The organism is Mastigocoleus sp. MO_188.B34 (assembly GCF_030065675.1).
Taxonomy (GTDB): domain Bacteria; phylum Cyanobacteriota; class Cyanobacteriia; order Cyanobacteriales; family Nostocaceae; genus Mastigocoleus.
The window spans coordinates 65,809-84,913 of the sequence record NZ_JASJDK010000015.1; the positions used below are offsets into that span (position 1 = coordinate 65,809).

At 35.4% G+C, this 19,105-nt stretch carries 11 protein-coding genes; all 11 read right to left on the reverse strand.

Translation table 11 applies throughout. The features are described 5' to 3' along the window. Positions 1-166 precede the first annotated feature (166 nt). Positions 167-1,141, reverse strand: coding sequence for a glycosyltransferase family 2 protein (locus QNJ50_RS05820; protein WP_300633108.1), 975 nt, complete (start codon positions 1,139-1,141; stop codon positions 167-169). A gap of 262 nt (positions 1,142-1,403) precedes the next feature. Then, positions 1,404-2,384 (reverse strand): glycosyltransferase family 2 protein, encoded by a 981-nt coding sequence (locus QNJ50_RS05825; RefSeq protein WP_300633109.1) that lies wholly within the window; start codon positions 2,382-2,384, stop codon positions 1,404-1,406. Positions 2,385-3,308: 924 nt separating this feature from the next. Continuing rightward, a complete protein-coding gene (gene hepA / locus QNJ50_RS05830; protein ID WP_300633111.1) occupies positions 3,309-5,153 on the reverse strand; it encodes a heterocyst formation ABC transporter subunit HepA in 1,845 nt (614 codons plus the stop codon). Between the two features lie 341 nt (positions 5,154-5,494). Next, the gene (hepC, locus tag QNJ50_RS05835) at positions 5,495-6,301 is read right to left on the reverse strand and encodes a heterocyst development glycosyltransferase HepC (protein ID WP_300633113.1); all 807 of its coding nucleotides are present in this window, start codon (positions 6,299-6,301) and stop codon (positions 5,495-5,497) included. A 2,406-nt stretch (positions 6,302-8,707) separates the two neighbouring features. Next, a complete protein-coding gene (locus QNJ50_RS05840) occupies positions 8,708-10,963 on the reverse strand; it encodes a polysaccharide biosynthesis tyrosine autokinase (RefSeq protein WP_300633115.1) in 2,256 nt (751 codons plus the stop codon). Between the two features lie 24 nt (positions 10,964-10,987). Then, the gene (locus tag QNJ50_RS05845) at positions 10,988-12,088 is read right to left on the reverse strand and encodes a glycosyltransferase (RefSeq protein ID WP_300633117.1); all 1,101 of its coding nucleotides are present in this window, start codon (positions 12,086-12,088) and stop codon (positions 10,988-10,990) included. A gap of 190 nt (positions 12,089-12,278) precedes the next feature. Beyond that, positions 12,279-13,040: a PIG-L family deacetylase gene (locus tag QNJ50_RS05850; protein ID WP_300633119.1), complete on the reverse strand. Its 762-nt coding sequence runs from the start codon at positions 13,038-13,040 to the stop codon at positions 12,279-12,281. After that, complete coding sequence (locus QNJ50_RS05855) at positions 13,033-14,241, reverse strand: glycosyltransferase (RefSeq protein ID WP_300633121.1); 1,209 nt, start codon at positions 14,239-14,241, stop codon at positions 13,033-13,035. The genes QNJ50_RS05850 and QNJ50_RS05855 overlap by 8 nt, the downstream gene beginning before the upstream one ends. A 1,081-nt stretch (positions 14,242-15,322) precedes the next feature. After that, positions 15,323-16,636 (reverse strand): Gfo/Idh/MocA family oxidoreductase, encoded by a 1,314-nt coding sequence (locus tag QNJ50_RS05860; protein WP_300633123.1) that lies wholly within the window; start codon positions 16,634-16,636, stop codon positions 15,323-15,325. Between the two features lie 507 nt (positions 16,637-17,143). After that, positions 17,144-17,689 carry a dTDP-4-dehydrorhamnose 3,5-epimerase gene (gene rfbC, locus QNJ50_RS05865; RefSeq protein ID WP_300633125.1) on the reverse strand — a complete coding sequence of 182 codons (546 nt, stop codon included), beginning with the start codon at positions 17,687-17,689 and terminating at the stop codon, positions 17,144-17,146. 106 nt (positions 17,690-17,795) lie between these two features. Beyond that, complete coding sequence (locus QNJ50_RS05870; protein WP_300633127.1) at positions 17,796-18,761, reverse strand: glycosyltransferase family 2 protein; 966 nt, start codon at positions 18,759-18,761, stop codon at positions 17,796-17,798. Positions 18,762-19,105: the final 344 nt, after the last annotated feature.

The following is a 19,105-nucleotide window of genomic DNA, read 5'->3' on the forward strand; positions in this document are numbered from 1 at the left end:
TTATTATCATACTATTGCTCACAATACTAAGTATTTAACGTATTTTTTTAGTTTTCATTAGAAATCATATGGGAACAATAAAACCGCAAAATATATATTCTTAAGTTCAATTTATCTAACCCCTCCCCATCATTTATCAAAAAATACCAATAAATAGAAAATAAACTTAAAACTTTGTAGCTATTTTTGGGCTAGTAAAGCTTAGGATTAAAGCAACCATAGTCCGCCAGTGAAGTTTTTGTTTTAATGAACGCCAAAAATAAGGACGTGCAGCCTCAAGTTCTTGGGAACGCATTAAACCAATACCCAAATTAGTGCTTACTTGTGCCCATTGCTGTTGAAAATGAGGTTTAAATTCTTGCAGACGTTCATCAGCCATAAATTGTTCGTAGCAAAAAATATCAGCTTTTGCTTTACGAATTTTGGCTTTAAAGTTAAGCTTCCCACTCTGCATAGTGTCCGTTTGCTCGTGCTCGCGATAAAAAGTTAGTTTTTCCGGACAATAATAAGCACCATTACCGGAGCGACAAAACAAATAGTTTAAATAAACATCCCAAGAACCCCCCACTTCTGCAGGGATGAGATCCCAGTTAATAAAATCTCGACGCATTACTGCTGCAGTTGCAGTGGAAACTGAGCGATCCAATAAAGCTTGTTGGAAAAAAGGTTGATAAATCCCTTCCGCAAGACTGTTGCGTTTATAAGAATTAGAACATCTTCTAGTTGCAGCAATATCAACCTCACCATTTGCATCAATGATATAGTGGTCGCAAAAAGCTAATGATAAATTGGGATTTGCCTCTAGTGGAGGGACAAGCTTTGCCAAAAATTCTTCCCCCCACATATCATCATCTAGAAGACTTGCAACATATTTTCCCCGAGCCATTTTAAAGGCTTTCATTGTATTAGGGAACATACCCAAGTTTTTCTCGTTACGGAAGAAACGAATTCTTGGATCTTGAAAGGAATCAATAATTTTTTGGGGATTCTCTGGACTACAGTTATCAGAAACAATAATTTCAATATTTTGGTATGTTTGACTAACCGCACTTTTCAAAGCAACCAGCAAATAATCTGGTCGGTTATAAGTAGGAGTCACAATACTTACTAGTGGTTGTGATGATTTGATATCCTCAGTCATATTGAACTCGAAATTTGTAAGTTCCCTGCTTGCAGCAAAGTTAACCTTATCGATCTTAAGTTAAGTTTGCTAAAAATTCTCTGATAGTGTACATATAGTTCTTCCTTTCTTAAATTATATATTCCGAACTTCTGTGATTTTTATATCATATTAGTAATTTAAGGAATTACGTAATTATTCAAAAACAAGGAATATATAAGGGAAAAAAGTAAATACATTTAGAATTGAAAATTACACAAGTGAGTAAATCCCAAAAAAAAAACTATTCTGCAAACTGTTTTGTGTTCTTTTTACTGTAAAGAAAGTTGTTCCGAAAATATATATTCAAATTTTTTGCCCAAAAACGCATCAAATAATAAATTTTTTCATACCAATAGTAGAATCTCCATCCAAGTATTAAGCGTGAAATCGCGCAAATTTCACCGAATTTCCATGTTTTTTGTTGGTAATATTGCTCTCGCCGCAGCTGGAGATTACGAGATAAATCTACTCTATGGGGATAATTTATATTTTCCAAAAATTCATTAACATATTGATTTGTCATTTCTACACCCAATAGAGCTTTGGTTATTTGCTCACTTGTCACCTCTGCAGAAGCATGATTATTTGCACCATGGATGCGATAACCTCCAAGAACTAAATTAATTGTTTTAATTTTTCCCAAAAAAGCAGTGCTGTATATCAAACAGCCATCCGCCCATATTCTCCATCTAACGGGATCGATAGGAAATACTTGTTCGAGAATGCTGCGACGGTAGCTTAGAGCTGAAGTAGGAGGAAAATTCCAAGCATTTCCTGTTTGTATCACGATCTTTGCTAAATCTTCGCCCAGTTTATACCTTTTGGGAGATTTAGTTGTAAGCAGATTTCCATCAGAATCAACTTCCTCTAAAAGGTGCATTACTCCTACAATTTCAGGTTGTTGAAAAACTTCTACAATCTGCTGTAATTTATTTGGCTTCCAAACGTCGTCAGCATCTAAAAAAGCTATTATCTCACCACTGGAAGCTTGGAAACCTGTATTGAATGCACCACCTTGTCCTTGATTTTCCTGAAAAATCGCCTTGATTTTGTTTGGATATTTTTCTTGTAATTTAAGAATAACTTCTCGGCTGTTATCTTTAGACCCATCATCTACTACTATGATTTCAAAGTTTTGATAGCTTTGGGCGATCACCGATTCAATAGCAGCATTCAGATATCGAGCATAATTGTAATTAGAAATAATTATAGAAAACTTCATTTTTATCAATTCCTTGGAACACTAATTATTATCAATTTTGAATTCAGAAAGTTGGTTTGAGTACACTTATTTATTGAACATGTAAACTTCTTGTACTTTCTTAGTTCAAGTACTCAAAACTAAATCAGAATATATAGTAATCCTAAATTATTTATAAACAGAAATTATCTCTGGGCTTGGGTTTGAAGGTAATAATTGTTCACATTTAAAATAGGATTGCTATATATGATATGTTTAAGTCTTAATCAAAAATCATGATACGATACTTTAAGGGTAACAACAGAAATAAAAATCTTGTTAGCGATTTCTATTTATAGCTTTTAAATAAATAATTTAAACTAACTCTTTTATAGAAATAATTTCCAGAGAATCAAAACTATAGGAGCTTATTTGATTACCCTTAAAATACCTTCTACATATATATCAAAAGTCAAATATAAAACGGGATATATTTACTTTGTCTTTTTTAAATTAAAATTTAAAGCCCAATCTTCTTGATAAAAGCTTTAACATACGAAGGATTTATTTCTATAAATATTATTCCGAAGACAAAATTTTTAATGACAATTCGCATGATAATTATGCCAAAAATGCTCAGAAGAAATAATATAGCGCTACGTGCAAGTCATTAGCGGCTCCGGATCCGTAGGTAGCGCAGCTAGAACCTGCGGCGTCGGCGTTAGCCTAAACGCGTCGTGTCAGCAGGACAAACAGGGTTCATCAATGTTCTAGCCCAACTGCGTAGTCCTATATTCTGTAGATTATCTGCGATCGTGTTGCAACACAAAAAATATAAGATGTCAGCAACATCATATGTTGACTGCACACATATATCAAAACTATGTACTTTTTGCTAACCAAAAAAACCGAACGCCAGATCGAGGCTTCGGGTTTAAAAAGTAACAATACACGTACATCAATTTTTTAGAGGCTGGCTTGACTTAGCTCGTGCTGTTTGCAGTGATACTCCCATAATGCGCCACGTTCTTGCAGTAGTTCTTGGTAACTACCTTGTTCGACAACATGTCCCTGCTCCAGTACGACCACTTTGTCAGCTTTGGCAATTGTTGAAAGGCGGTGAGCGATCGCAATTACTGTGCGCCCAACTGCCAATTTTTCTAACGATTCCTGAATTAAACTTTCTGAGACTGAATCCAAGGCGCTAGTGGCTTCATCTAAAATCAAAATTTCTGGATTCCTTAATAAAGCACGAGCGATCGCAATTCGCTGTTGCTGTCCCCCTGATAAGCGTGCTCCCCGATCGCCCAACACCGTATCAAAACCATTGGGCATTTCTTCTATAAAATCAAGGGCATTCGCTAATCTCGCAGCTTCCCGAATTTGTTCTTCTGTAGCGTCAAATACACCATAAGCAATATTATCACGTACAGAAGTATTGAAAATAAAAGTATGTTGGCTAACTACAGCCATTTTACGACGTAAGGAATCAACATCAAATTGCCGTACGTCTACTCCATCAAATAATACTTGTCCTCCTGTAACGTCGTGAAATCTGGGAATTAAACCTGCTAATGTAGTTTTTCCACTCCCAGATTTACCAACTAAAGCAGTCATTTTTCCCCGTTCAATTACTAGAGAAATATTTTGCAATACAGGATTACGGGAATCGTAACTAAAATCAGTACCAACTAAGTCTATAGATCGTTTTAATCCTGTGAAAGGCACTTTACCATTTTCAAAGTAAATTTTATTATCACTTCTCAATAGTTCTTTAATATTCTCCATCGACCCACCTAAAGTACTGATTAATGCCAGGGTGCCATTAATATCTTGGAGTGCTGGCACTGTTCTAGCCAAGATGAAGAAAAATAGTAATAATGAGGCTGCCGGTAAAGTAAATAAAGAAAGAGAAACAACAATTAAACTAATTAAGACAGTAATTCCTATACTTTCAGCGATAGGCTTTACAACAGCCCAAGCTCGCACAACATTAACTGAAGCATCAAGTAATTGATGACTAATTTTATAAAAACGTTGGCGCTCAAATTCTTGCGTTGCACTGGCATGGATTGTTTGTATGCCGTTAATAAACTCTAATGATGTTGAGTTTAATTTACCATTAGCATCAGAAATACCAAAACTGGTTTCTCTAACTTTACGATTAAGAGTAGAAATTCCTACGGCTAAAAGTCCAAATATCATCATTGACAATATGGACATTTCCCAGGAAATCCTGAACATAATAATAAAGTAGACAGTCACAACTGAAGCTCTTGTAAAAACAAAAGAGCTACCACCAAAAATTTGTTTTAACCTCTCAATTTCTGTGGTCATTGTATTTACCAGTTCTCCACAGCGAGCTTCGGTAAAATAACTTAGTGGTAAAGCTTGTAATTGGTCAAAAATTCTCTTTCGCAAGCGATCTGCAAGTGTTAGTTGTGCAGTTTCTGTATATATTCCACCAAAATAGTTAGCTGTCGCGCGAATCCAAGTACTGAGGAGAATCAAAAAAGATATTATATATATGGGGTCGATTCCAGGGGCATAATTTTGAATTAGAATATCCAACCATGCAATACCTGTTTCTGACGCTCCATTACTAGTTAATTGCTGCAAAAAGTTTAGTAAAAAACCGATACTAAAGCCTTCAAAAGTTGCCGCGATAATTGAGAAAAATATAGCTTTAATCGTAATTCTACGAAATGATTTAAATTCCCTTAGAATTAAATAATTATCTTGCCAAAAGCTGGTAGCCTTTACTAGCTGTTTGATTAAATTACGTGCTGGCTTAGTAATTTTAAGAGACATAGAAGTTTTGATTGTAATTAAGGCATAAAAGCCATACAGAGCTTAAATTAAATCAAATTAAATCAATCAGCCTAAAGTTCGTGCGAAATTACAATAAAAATTTCTGCACGAACAACTGAGAAAAGCTATTGATAATAGGATTTACACACAAATACAATAATATAAAGACAAGATTTGAAAGGCTATTGCTTCCGTTTACATATAGCACTCAAGTATCAGTATAACCGCGATCGAGTTGTTATTGATAAGTTCAATTAGCAGCAAAACAATTCCTTTCGTTCAAATAATTTAGATAGTTCAGCTGCACCACTAAAAAAAGAGACGCAAGTCTTTGAGTCGGACTAGCTAATCTGACTATCCAATTGCAACAAGCTTAATTTTGATTCCAAATTCCAAGAGCTAATAACTCCAGGCAACCTATCTAATTTATATTCTTCTTGGGGAGTGAGACGCACTGCTTCTTCTAATGCTACAGAGGGGAGTCCAAACAAAATCATTTCTCCTCTAATTACATTGAAAAGTTGGGGTAGATTTTCTAAACCGTACTTGTACAGCAATTTATTGAAACTTCCTTGATGGTCGATGGATTTACTATCGGTACTTGAATCATTAATTGTGCAAGTGCGAAACTTAAAGATTCGAAACAATCTTCCTCTTTTACCGATATGCCATTTTCGTTCAAATAGTGATTCTTCGGAATTGAAACGAATGAACGCCATTACTCCTAACATTAATGGAGCTAATAAAATTAGGAGACTTAAAGCAGTCAACCATTCACTGACTCGTCTTAGTATTTGCCAAATTAAGTGACTTGATTTTTTTTCTCGTCCTTGAGGAGACACATACAGAAACATCGATTTTTTTGCTTGTTCGCATGCATCAGCCCACAGTTTAAGCTTTGCTTCACCTAAAACCGGATCTATACGAACCAAATTCACTGGTGAATGTTTTAAGCACTTTACTAAATATTCTTGATTCTCTAATGGAGTCATAAATGGTTGCTTTAAATGACCGGGTTCTTTTACCAACAGTTGACCCTGTCGCCACTGGATGCTGCAGTATGCAGAATTATTCTTTTGCTTTTCTTGAGAAGGCTTCTGAATCAAAAAACGAGTTTGGTTGGCTGAAGGAATTAATGAAACTGTCATATGTATCTACTCTTAAATAAATTTCGAATTACCACCTGGAACTATGATTGGGAAGTATATTCCTCTTTATTTTTATTAGTGGATAAGAAGAACAATAATTAAATTATTAAGAAATAAAAAATATATAAACTAATAAATTAACAATAATCTATATACTCCAAAACAAATTTTCAAGAAAATTTTATACTAGCTTTATATTCTCATTTCTAATTCTTAATAATGTATCAACTATTCACTTATATTGATATCTTATATACAGGATATAAGGAAGCTGACTTAGAATCACATTTTATATCGATTCTTTATTTACTCTTTAAATAAAAAGATATTTTACCTAAGTATTATTAAGATAGGATGAATTGCCTAGATATGTAAATCCCATATTTTTCATGAAATATGGTTGTTAGTTAAGTATTTCTCAGGGCATTTGATAGATATGTATTATCTCACATGCAAATTTTATTTACAAATAATAAATATCTGGATATCTTTTTATTTATTTAGTAATTACAAAATGATATGCGCACAAAAAACATTAATTTTTCTTTATCTCGTACAAATTTAATTTATACCCTATCACTGATAATTAGAAATAAAATCACTATATAAAAACCTATATATAGCAATGCTTTAAAGGATAAAAAGCTAAAAAAAAACTTGCAATAAGGAAAACACATTTATTTAAATAAACATAATTACTTCTATCGTTAGATTTTGATTTTTTTACATTAATGTACTTTTCCCGTGATGAAATAGCACCATATAAATAATTAGTTTAATTGTCATTTTTCTGTTTTTAATAATAATTTTACTCATTATCAATGCTTACAATGAGATTAGGGGTATATATTTTTTGTATAAGCCAAATAATTAGTAAAATATAATAAAAACTGTGATTTAAGTCACAGACTGATTAGCATGTTTTTGCTTTCCTTTGAATAAAAAATCAGCTTTTTAATATTGTTTGTAACATTTTTATAAAATTACTGCAGCGTCTGACAATGTTGAGTTGCTTAAATTGAGCTTGTGGCTTTTTCAGCTAGTATTTTTATTAAAATGCTTACACTAATAGTGTATGTATTTATTAAATATAATAAATTCTATAACTATTATCAGAAAAAAATTTAGAGAAGATTGTTGATATCTTTTTATGTGTAAATATCATTCAGTTAAGGATTTTATTTGCAGAAATATAGAAAAGTGATATGGTTTTGCTATAGATAAATAGTAAGCTTTATAGTTTCCAAAACCTTGTATTTTAGTCGGCGATATCGCTAGTTAAATTAGAAACTAAGGGATGAAACTACCATAAAAACAAGCTGTTTGGCTTCTACATCTGCGAAACTCTACTTTTTTAGCTAACGCTATGTTACGCAAATAGCAAGCCCTAAATAGTTGCAAGAAAAATGGAATAAGTATATTAATAAAACTTATGTGACTAAGTTGTCAGCGTTAAAATAATTTTGTAGTGTATTTAACATGTAATGTACTAGTAAAAGCAAAATGCCCAAGAATAATACCAAATTCGGGTTAATTACCCCTTTTAAGAATGAGAGCAAGAAGTGTGGGAATGTGGGGGGAAATCCCAAAAAATATAAAGGGATTTTAAAAATCAGATTTTTGGTATAACACCTGAAACTAATAAGCTCAAATAATTTGAATCGCAGGAAAAGCTAACTACTTGTTTGCAAGTAGGTCTATCAATTTGTAAACTGAAGTTACCCCGGAGCATATCTACTAAACAGGGGTCAAAGCTTTAACAAATAAGGGTTTGGGAATTTTATCCTTCAAATGGTGTACCTATGTATTTTAATACTTTCTTAATATTTGAAGTATGAAAATATGAAATAATTGTGGTTCTGTATTATAGAACGCACAAACATACAACAAAGCTCAACAGATTTTATTGGTATTCACTTCATTTGTACCCAGTAAGAACGGGCGCTAAATCTCTGCAACCATTGCTATACATAGATTTCATTTTTCGTCAAAGGGGAACTTTAGTGTAAATATTTTTTGAGCGTAAATAAAAAATAGAAAGCTACTTATTTACTATAAAAAATATTGCATTATTTAAATATTTAGAGCTAAAAGTATTATTAGACAAAAAAGCGACTGATTAATAATTGAAAATACATTTATACAATCAGCCGCAAATATAAAATTTAGAAATGACCCTAAAGATAAATCCCCTAGAGTGTATATTGTTAGTTATTTAATCAATCAATTCTATCTGTTTTACCAGTATAATCAAATTTCTGTAAGGGAATTTTATCTACAGAATATAGGGTGATTAAAAACCTAAGCTTAAACTATTCAAAGTAAAATAAATAGCTTTTGAAAACACCCAGAAGACCTTACACAAAATACTACGTCTCTAGGCAGCAATGATTTTTGGAAAAGCGACTAAAATTCTTTTTCAAATTTGCCATTTCCTATCTTTTCTACAGCTTGCTCCAGCGCTAATTGTTGATTCTGTCGGTATGGGATATAAGAACTGCTGGTTTTTGATACTCCATTTGCTACTAAGCCAATCAAATTTAACTTGCTCAACATTGCTGTAGCCTGGGCAAGCTGGCTTCTTGTTATTTTACCAATGCTTGTCACCATCACAGCTCCTCGACAAGATGAACCTGTTAGCAAAGCATCAACTAATCCTAAAACTGGAGAAGAATCAACAATTACTAAATCGTAATCTTCTTCAAAAGATGCCATTAATTGTGCCATTCTAGGAGAACTTAACAGATTCGCCGGATCGATTGGAAGTGGTCCTGCAGTTAAAATATCGATAAATGAGGAACCAGAAGACTGAATCTTAATTTGTTCCGGTAAACTTTCGTCGCTTGCAAGCAGAGTAGACAGTCCTTGCTCATTGGGAAGGTTAAGTTGTTTGTGCAAACTAGGATCCCGCAAATTGGCATCAATCAGCAATACCCTTTTATGCAAACGTGCAGCACTCATCGCTAAACCCAAAGCCAAAGCTGATTTTCCGTCATCAGCCAAGGCTGAGGTAACCATCAACGATTTTAAATTAGTAACCGAATTTAAAAGTTCTATGTTCTTATAAATTAAATCCAGAGATTCCCAGCGTGGAGGTGATTGAAGTACTTGGATAGTCCAAGGAGCAAGGAGTTGTGGTCTACCAAAGGGTAATTTAATGACCGAATCCTTACGCCTTGCTGGGGGTAATTTCGGAGTAGTTCCCAATAATGGTAAGGCTGCTTGCTTTTCTAGTTCTGCAGTTGTACGTACCGCATCATCGGAAGCTTCCCGTACAAAGGCAACAATACCTCCCAATATTAACCCCACTACCCCGCCTAATAAAAGATTTTGCCGGAGATTGGGTCCAACAAAATAACCCAGTTGTGGTTCCTCGACAACTTTCCAATTAAATCCACCTTTGGAAAGCTCTTGTCGTAGCTCTTGCTTTGCTCTTAATAAATTTTCATATCTTTCTTGTGTTCGTTGCACCTGTGGCTGTAATAAGCTGTACTTTGCGAGTAGAACAGGAAAACGTTTAATCTCATTACGCAATTGCCGTTCTCTTTTCTCTAAACTTTGATCTCGTGCCGCTAACGCTAGTATATTTGTCTGTGTTTGCGCTAAGTTAGCAGCAAGATCTATATCTATTTGACCCAACTGACCCTGGTCTAATATATTACCTTTCAATACACTAGCACCTTGAGTTTGTCCCCCCAAAGCACGTCTAACCTCTTGTTGCAAAAGCTGTTTTTGGTCTCTAAGCTGATCTTTTAACTTAACTACATCTGGGTGATTACCTGTGAAGCGCAAGCTCAATTGAGACATTGCTAGCTCAGTTTTCTGGATCTCATTTAGCAAAGATTGATAGCGCGGAGACTGGGTTAAGCGAGATGAAACCAAAGCATTTTGAGGTGTCCGATTAAGTTGTGCTTGCACTGACTTGAAACTAGCTTTTGCTTCTTCGTATTGGTTGCGAGTAGTACGCCGTTCAGCTTGAATTTTTCTCAGTGCATCTTCTAATGCTTGTGCTTGCTCTTCTGGATTGATTAAATTTTGACTCCGACGAAAATTTTCTAAACGTTTTTGAGAGGTAGCAACTTCCCTTTCTGCTTGATTTAATTGTTCTTGGATTACTTTGAGACCTCTTTGCAAGCGTTCTCTTTGCTGCTCAATATTATAATTCTGATATACCTCTTTAACAGCAAATAGTACATCTTGAGTTTTATTGCGATCAGTTGCCTGATATTCTGCTTGGATAATTTTTGTGCGAGTATTATCTTCTGGTTCTTTTAATTGAGTTAAAGATAAAGACTGTTTGATTTCTTCTACAGTTATATCGTCATATTTTGGCTTGAGTCTATCAACAGCTTTCTGAATAAGTCCACTGCTTTGCATCAATTTAAGCTGAGTCGCCGTATCTACTTCAATTGATGGATCGCTAAACTTATTTTCGTCAGTAGGCTGTCCTTTTCCTTGATAATTAGGTTCAATTAACAGCTCCATAGAGCTTTTGTATTTAGGAGGGGTTCTTTCTGTAATCGCGCCCGCGATCGCCAGAGAAGCACTAAACACTACTAAAAACCAAGGAAATCTACGAATTAAAATCGCAAACAGTTGTCCGTACCCTGGTTCTGGCTCAGGGGATGGATTTAAGTTGGGATTCAGACTGTTTTGAATCACGTTTACTATCCTTGAATGAACAAATCAGGTGAATGATTTTTGTGTGCTACAAGATTGTTCTATTACTTGCTCTACTTTATTAAAAAAAGCTTGTTCTGAAAAATTTTTCACTGCATGATTGCGAATACTGTCATAATTCCAAGAGATTTCTCTACTTTCTAGTAGTGCTCCTTGCAGTGATTCGGGAGTTTGTCTTTTAAAAAATACTCCGGTTTTGCCAGGGATTTGAGTATCGAGAACACCGCCAGCTCCATAAGCAACTACTGGTGTCCCACTAGCATTTGCTTCTACAGGAACTAGTCCATAGTCTTCTAAAGCAGCAATAATTACGGATTTGGCTTTTGAGAACAACTGAGTACGCTTGGTGTCGCTAACATGACCCAAAAATTTAACGTTATCTAAAGCTTTAGACTGCAAACGTTCTTTTTCGGGACCGTCCCCAGATATTAATAATTGCCAACCCAGCCAATTAAAAGCCTCGACTATTATATCAAGACGTTTATAGCTAATCATCCGGGCTGAAGCAAGATAGTATTCATCTTTATTTTGCGAAAAACTAAATTTGCTAGTATCTATGGGATAGTTAATAACTATGGCTTTTTTGCCATAAATTTCTTTAATTCTACGAGCTACTACGCTGGAATTAGCAATGTAAAGGTCAGGCTCTTGAGCATATTTCAAGTCTACCTTTCTCATCATGTCAAAGATTTTTTCAATTAGAGGTGCGAAATATCTATAATCTCCATATTCTCTAAGGTAAGTTTGAGTATCCCACAAAAAACGGGTTACATTGTGACAAAAACAGATATGCCTTGCATTTGGTTTTTTTTGTACTGCTTTTGCAAAACTAGTGCTGCTGGAGATAATTAAATCGTATTCCTGAAGATTTAAGGCCCGAAATGCCGGGAAGTACAAAGGTGCCATCATTCGAAAATATTTCGCAGCACCAGGAATTTTTTGTAGAAACGTAGTGTTTACGATCCGTTCGCCTAAATCTATAGTGGCTTTGGGATCGTATAAAGATGTAAAAATATCTGCTTCAGGAAAACGCTTGCATAAGAGTTCGAATACGCGCTCTGCGCCACCTTTTTGTGTTAAGTAGTCATGTACTAGAGCAATTTTCATGGGTTCTTGATAGGTTTAAGGTATACAAGTACTTGTTTAATAATCGATTGATATATGTAGAGATGGAGGTTTAGATTTAATTGTTTTAACTAGTTGAATTAACTGAGTGATATACTCTATTCTCTACGTAGATCCACAAGACTTTATAAATTTTCCTGAAAGTCTTGTTAATTATTCGAATAATTTATGTTTACCTTTTAAAAAAAATTTCCTCTGAGTTCAGGGAAGATGCCAAAACTCCATAGGGTAAGTATCTTAACTGGGATTTGTAACTCTCAATAGCTTGTTTTTTTTGCTTTTTAACTGCAGCGATAGAAACACGGTATGCATTTGTTAAATTTTCTCGATGCAGTTTAGAATTTAAAGGATTTTGCCAAAATACCCAAATTGGGTACTGGAATAATTCTGTTTCCAGACCGGAGTGGGCGATCGCTGCAAAAACTAAATCGAATGTAGCTTCATGATCGGGGTGACCATCTTGACAATGGGGCACATAAACTTCCTCTGGGCGCGATGATTTTAAAATTTCGCTTAAACGAGAAATTAAGTCATATCTTTGTGATTCCGACAGTTGGGAAAGACTACCATCAGGTTCGCCAAGAAAGTATGTATCAGATGGTTCGACTCCCAAAATATTAAGAGCAGTTTCTGCTTCTTTTTGCCTAAACTGGATAATGTCTTCTGGTTCGATCCAATCTGGTCTACCGTAGCGCCCATCAGTCAGAAAAACTACCTTGACGGGCACCCCCAAAGAGCGCTTAATTGCAATCGTACCTCCACAGCCAAGACTTTCATCATCTTGATGTGGAGAAAATACAATAGCTGTTTTATTATTAGCCTTAATTCTTTGGCTTTTAAATTTTGCGGTCAGGAAAAGTACTTTTGAGTTGATATTGCGAATTACTTCTCCTGTGAATATTTGTAGCCGATTTTTCAAGGTTAATTTAGACATAACTGGCTAGCTGTTCTTTCGGAGTGCGGTCTTTGATAATTTGCTCAATAGTTTGAGAATATACCCGAGCAAAATTTTCTTGAGTGTGGTGTTCTCTGACAAATTCTCGAGAGTTTCTTGCCATTACTTCTAGTTTTTGGGTTGGAAAATCTGCAAGGGTACGAATTGCGTTCTTAATTTCCTCCAAAGAACAATTTGGCAATACAATCCCACAATCTTCATTCACATCCACACTCGATTCATAACTCACAATGGGAATTAATCCTCCATGCATGCAAGTAATGACGCATCCTCCTCCTCCTTCCGAGCATGAAGGATAGATAACAGCAACACAACTGTTAAGAATTTTCAAAAATTCTTTACTACTTATGTCAACCCAACCAATAGTATCGATGTTGGGAGTTTGATAAAGTTCCTTTTCGAAAGCAGCCTCAAAGTCTTTCTCCTTACTAATAGGTCCACAAATGGTTAGATGATAATCTGGCATTTGGGCAAAGACATCCAAAAGTAAATCTAATCCTTTATGAACCAAACCACCGCTACCAAACCAGAGAAAACGTCGACGACAGGTGGAAAAGTCTTTATCTTCAAACCAAGGGTAAAGTACTGGCGTTGAAATGGGTACTCTATAAATAGGTTTATTTGCATATTTATAAGTACTTATGGTAAATTCATTCCCTAGAACGATAGCGCAATCAGCATGTTCTATGGCCTTATTCGGCATCTCAAACCTACGGGGTGTTAAAGTTAATCCCCTTCTTTGTTGTAATTGTAAGAGTCTATTAGCTTCTGCAGCATTATGAAATATTAGATGAGCTGCGTCAGCATGGAGTATTTTTATGCAATTTCGATCTAAGTAAGGTGCACTTCGTTGTAAATTCCATCGAGTCTCAATAAAAAAATCATATTTTTTTTGTGGGATAAATACATCGTTGTCAAATCTGATTACATCAACGCAATAACCCATATCCAGAAAAGTTTTTGCCATTTGCAAGCATTCCCAAAAGTGAGTGTGGGATAATGGCATCTCCTCATCAGGTTTTAAGAGGAAAGGAGTAAGAATATAAGAGATCAGTACATTACCGATCGGATTTTGAGGTGGGTTAAGAGATATTATTCGTCTTCTTTCAATACGACCTTGGATTTTAGAAGTGACTAGGTTGACGCTATCTGTAATGCGATTAACAATATTGATTTGCATTTTTTACATACCTGGAATGTAGGTTTAACTAATTCGATAAGTTTATTTTAAAACTTACGCATTAATAAAAGTTCTCTTATACACAAAGCCTTACTTTTTTAAGAGAATAAGATCTGATGGTTTATATAGTGGATTTCTTATATCTCTCCTCTTAAGTTTAAGTATGAAGGCAATTAACTTATACAAAACTTGGAATAAAAATGTTACAAAGTTAATTTAGGACGATTAATCCTATCAAGTACTTTACAGATAGTCCAGGTAAATTTTAAGTTTCTAAGTTTGCCAATAGTGAAGTGCTTAATTTCCACCATTTAAAAACACTTGTACTATAGTTGAGGTTAGTACCTGATATAGCGCTACACGCAAGTAAAAAGTAAAAAGTAAAAATAAACCGCGCCTATTACTAACATCACAAGATGCGGTTCCGGCGACAAAAAGCTTACAAATCATAGCTTTGCGGCGGGATTTACCAATGTCCTAAACTTATTACGTGGTTGCTATATTTCCTGAGGAGTATACCCACCCTATTATTTTTCAGCACCCGTGTTATTATTGGGGGGGAAACTTAACTACGGTGCTACGCACAGGTCAGAATGAACCGCGCCTAGAGGCTATAAGCTACCTACGGAGACGTTACCTTAGCTTCGCTATCTGCGGAACGGATCCGCCGACGCCGCAGGCTCTGACTAATTTCACCTAACGGACTGACGACCAAAAGTTTGCTGAGTTATAGCTTTCAGACTTAACCAACATCATAACTTGATTACTTTGCACTACACTGCCTTACTGTTTTCGCTCGGAAATGATGAGCAATTTACAAGATTATTCCGAACGCAACGTTAGTAGATCTAATTCAAATAAGGTAAATGCAAATCAAATACATTAGACTGCGATCGCAACATTAGTATAGTTTTAGAATACTTTTCTGTCTCCTTTAGAGTAAAATTTAGTTTTTATTAGGGATAAAAGAATCTCTATACCCCGAAAAAAGGCAAGAGACTCTTTTTGTTTTTTATTTACTCACAAGTTTCAAACAAATCACAACAGTGGGATAAAAAGCAATATAAAGTAATTTCAGCTATTACCTCGCCATTGCTAAGTTTTTAGAAGAATCAAAGTAAGTGTTTTGCTCCATTCTGAGCTTATCGCACAATCTACCTTCCGGTAATTCAACATCTTCATAGGTTAGTACTGCATCTTTAGGGACATCTCGCTTGAGGCGACAACCTTCAGCTAAACCTATTGGAAGAAGATTTTGCTTTTGGGTGGTGTCGGAGTTTTCACACTGTCCATATGTCATATAGTAGCCAATACCATCCAAAGTTTCACCTGCTTTAAGATTGATTTTAGCTGTGGTTATTACATCAACAATTGGACCTCCCAAGGGGCTTAAAACATAATCTTGGAAGAGAACAGCACGAGCTACAGATATTGGTACTTCAAAATGACACAGATGATAAGGGGTATAAAAACTATAGAGTGGACCTTCCCCTAGTTTATATAGATTAAGATAATGACGTTGCTTGGGGTCGTCATGGGTCCCAAAGACAAATACTCCTGGACCAGGCTTCGCTCCAACTACATAATCAACAATTCCACCTAGTTCTTTAAGTTGCTCGACATCATACATGTTGGTCATTTCATCCACATGACCTTTGAAGTCATAACCCAACATTCCACGCTTAGCAACCTTCATACCTGTTGCATTAGCAACAATCGCCTGTTCAAAGGAAATTTTTGTTCCGTCAGCAAAACTAGTGACCATATGAGGTTTTTGTCCCCAACGTTTCGCAAATGCTTCTTGGGTTGTGGGATTGCGATAGGGGTCTTGTAAACCTTTGATATTTCCACATAACAGGGGAGTTAAACCAATGCTTTTGACAAAACGATAAAGGTTCATTTGTACCCCAGGCTGATCGCCATCACATGCTGAAAGGATTACTCCAGCTTTGTCCGCATGTACTTTGAGGATGGGACCAATTGTACCGTCAAGCTCGGCATTCATCATGATTACGTGCTTGCCATTGGTGATCGCTTCCATGACTACATGAGCGCCAAACTCTACTGCGCCAGTAACTTCAATTAAAGCGTCAATACCAGAAGCACGGCACAACAACATTGCATCTTCAGCGATCGCATAGCCGTTATTAGCAATACTAGCTTCTAAATCGCTGACCCTAGAAACAATCTTAAAATCCTCAATTCCTGCTTCGGAATAAGCTCGTTTAGCTGCGTCAATGCTGCGATTAGAAATCGCAACTAACTCCATACCAGGAACTGAGTTAGCAATCTGATTGGCAATACCCCTACCCATAAAGCCTGCTCCAATCATCCCAACTTTGATTGGATTACCTTCTTCGGCACGAGCTTCTAAAGCACGATCTACAATAATCATGGATTTGAATTTCCTTTAAACACTAATTTTCCAGTTAACTAGGATTTAATATTTTTTCTAAGTTTCGTAGAAGATTAATTTTTCACAAATTTCACAAATTATTCTTCACACTCTTAGTAGCAATAATTTTACGTTGTAGCGGAATATATTAGGGGACGCTCAGCGTTAACAAGAGCACAGTGTTGACAAGATAGAAAATTGGCATTCCCGAAACGTTTAGTTTTCACTGAGATTAATTTACTTATCCGTAGAAGAAATGTTGCCAATAAGTATTGTTAATTTACTTCGCGTCCATAAATTTAATAAAGGATTTATCTTAACTACCCATGGCAGAAATCGTATTCTTCTATTCAGGTAGTTAATAAAATAATCCGGAGATTGTGCAACAACTATATCTATTGATTTTCTGCACGCAATATAATTTGGCTTAAACTTCTGCGATCTATTAACAGAGTGAAGAATTATAACTTCTAAGAGTTTGAAAAGTGACAACTTTAAATTTAACTTCTAACCCCCTACTGTCATCATTGTCATTAAAGGCCAATTAGAATCTTTTTCTGAAATTTCAGTCACTTCTGTAGGCCATTGAATGTTAAAAAATGGATCGTTATAGCGTAGACCCCGCTCGTAACCAGGTGTATAAAACTCTCCTACTTGATAAACAACTTCTGCGCCATCTGTAAGTGCTTGATAGCCATGGGCAAACATTTCTGGTACATATAAAGCTTTACGATTATCTTGAGTTAGCTCTACGCCAACGTGGGACAGATAAGTAGGAGACTCTGGACGCATATCAATGATAACGTCATAGATAGCACCTCTAGTACAGCGAACTAACTTAGTTTCAGCAGCAGGGGAAATTTGATAGTGCATACCCCGCATCGTACCTTTTTTATGGTTATAAGATAAATTACACTGTGCTACTACTGGTTTGAGTCCGTGCTCTTCAAATTCTTTGGCGCAAAAAGTACGGGCAAAGAAACCACGATGATCTGGCTTCTCTTCCAATTCGATAATATATGAACCTTTGAGTTTTGTTTCAGTAAATTTCATGGTTAACCTCAAGCAGTAAATATTGGGATTGTGATGCTTTCTAGATTTTGACTGTAAGTTTAATAAAACCCTGGTCTGAGATAAAGTAAAAAGTTGTGAATTTGTGTTAGTTATTTTCTAGGTTGAGTTGTCTTGGGTTTAAAGGTGGATGGAAAATATTACCCAAAGTGCATTGATAAACACAAAATAAATAAGTAAACATTGCTTTTATAGCTATCAAAGGCCATCTTCTCAAAGCACCAAATAATACTCTCCAGTTAAAGTGAATCAATCTGCTCAGAACCATTTTTCTACTAAAACTGCTAGAAAAACCTATTTCTGGCAACTTTGCTAAAACTTCTGGAATATCGGCATACTCTAGGGTAACTAAGAGTTTGGGATTTTCCATAAAATAATGGGTACCAGCAACACATTCTAGGTAATTCTCTTTAGTAAGACAAACAGTACCTTGACTCGCACAAAAAGCTGTCCAATAGATTTGAACTGCTAGATTTTCCAGACCTGTTTCCCATTTAGCGATTGCACGTTGTGCCAATTGTGTTTTATACACTAAAGCTGTTGTCAGTCCTACTCCGCCAATACTTTCTTCCAAACGCTTCTCAAACAAGGCTATTCCATTACTGGTTATTTCATCTTTATCAACATCAAAGCAATACGGCTCAAAAACTTGACCGGTTTTGGCATCACTTTTAGAAAAATTTAAAATCACTAATGCTAAATCAGCAGACTTTTTTAAAACCTTAACTAAATAAGCAACTGTTTGATCAAATATTTTGTCATCATCGCTGATTGTCCACACATATTTACCAGTAGCATTCTGGATACATGATGCGATGTTTCTTACTGCACCAATATTTTCTTGGTTGCGCTTGGAGATGAAATTAGTCTTTTCAAAAACTGATTGCCATTTTTCAACCACTTTGGCAGTATGGTCGGTGGAACAATTATCGGATATCAAAATTTCGCATTCTGATTCAAATCCTTTAATTGCACCAGCCAGCCATGCTAGTTGTCTATCCAATAATTCCGCACGGTTAAATGTCGGAATTGCAATTGTTAATAATTTATTCATCAGGACAACCACAAAAATAACTACTCAGCACTTGAGTAATCTGTGAGCGAGATTACTCAAAGATTTTTCACAGCATCACTGTTTAATTCTTGATAAAAAACTGGTCTGAAACAAGCTACCACCGTATGCTCTGTCACAGACAACTACTATCCTCGAACCCAGACAGATAAATAATCAATGAAGTTTTTTTTTAAGTAAGTCCATATCAGATAAAACTTCTGAGTATTTACTTCTGAGCATTTATGTTAGAACAATGATTTCGCTAGCCGAGTCAGCAAACAGTGCATTACTGTTAGTTTCAAGAATTTGTTTGTTAATGGTGAATAATCAATAACCTTATTCAT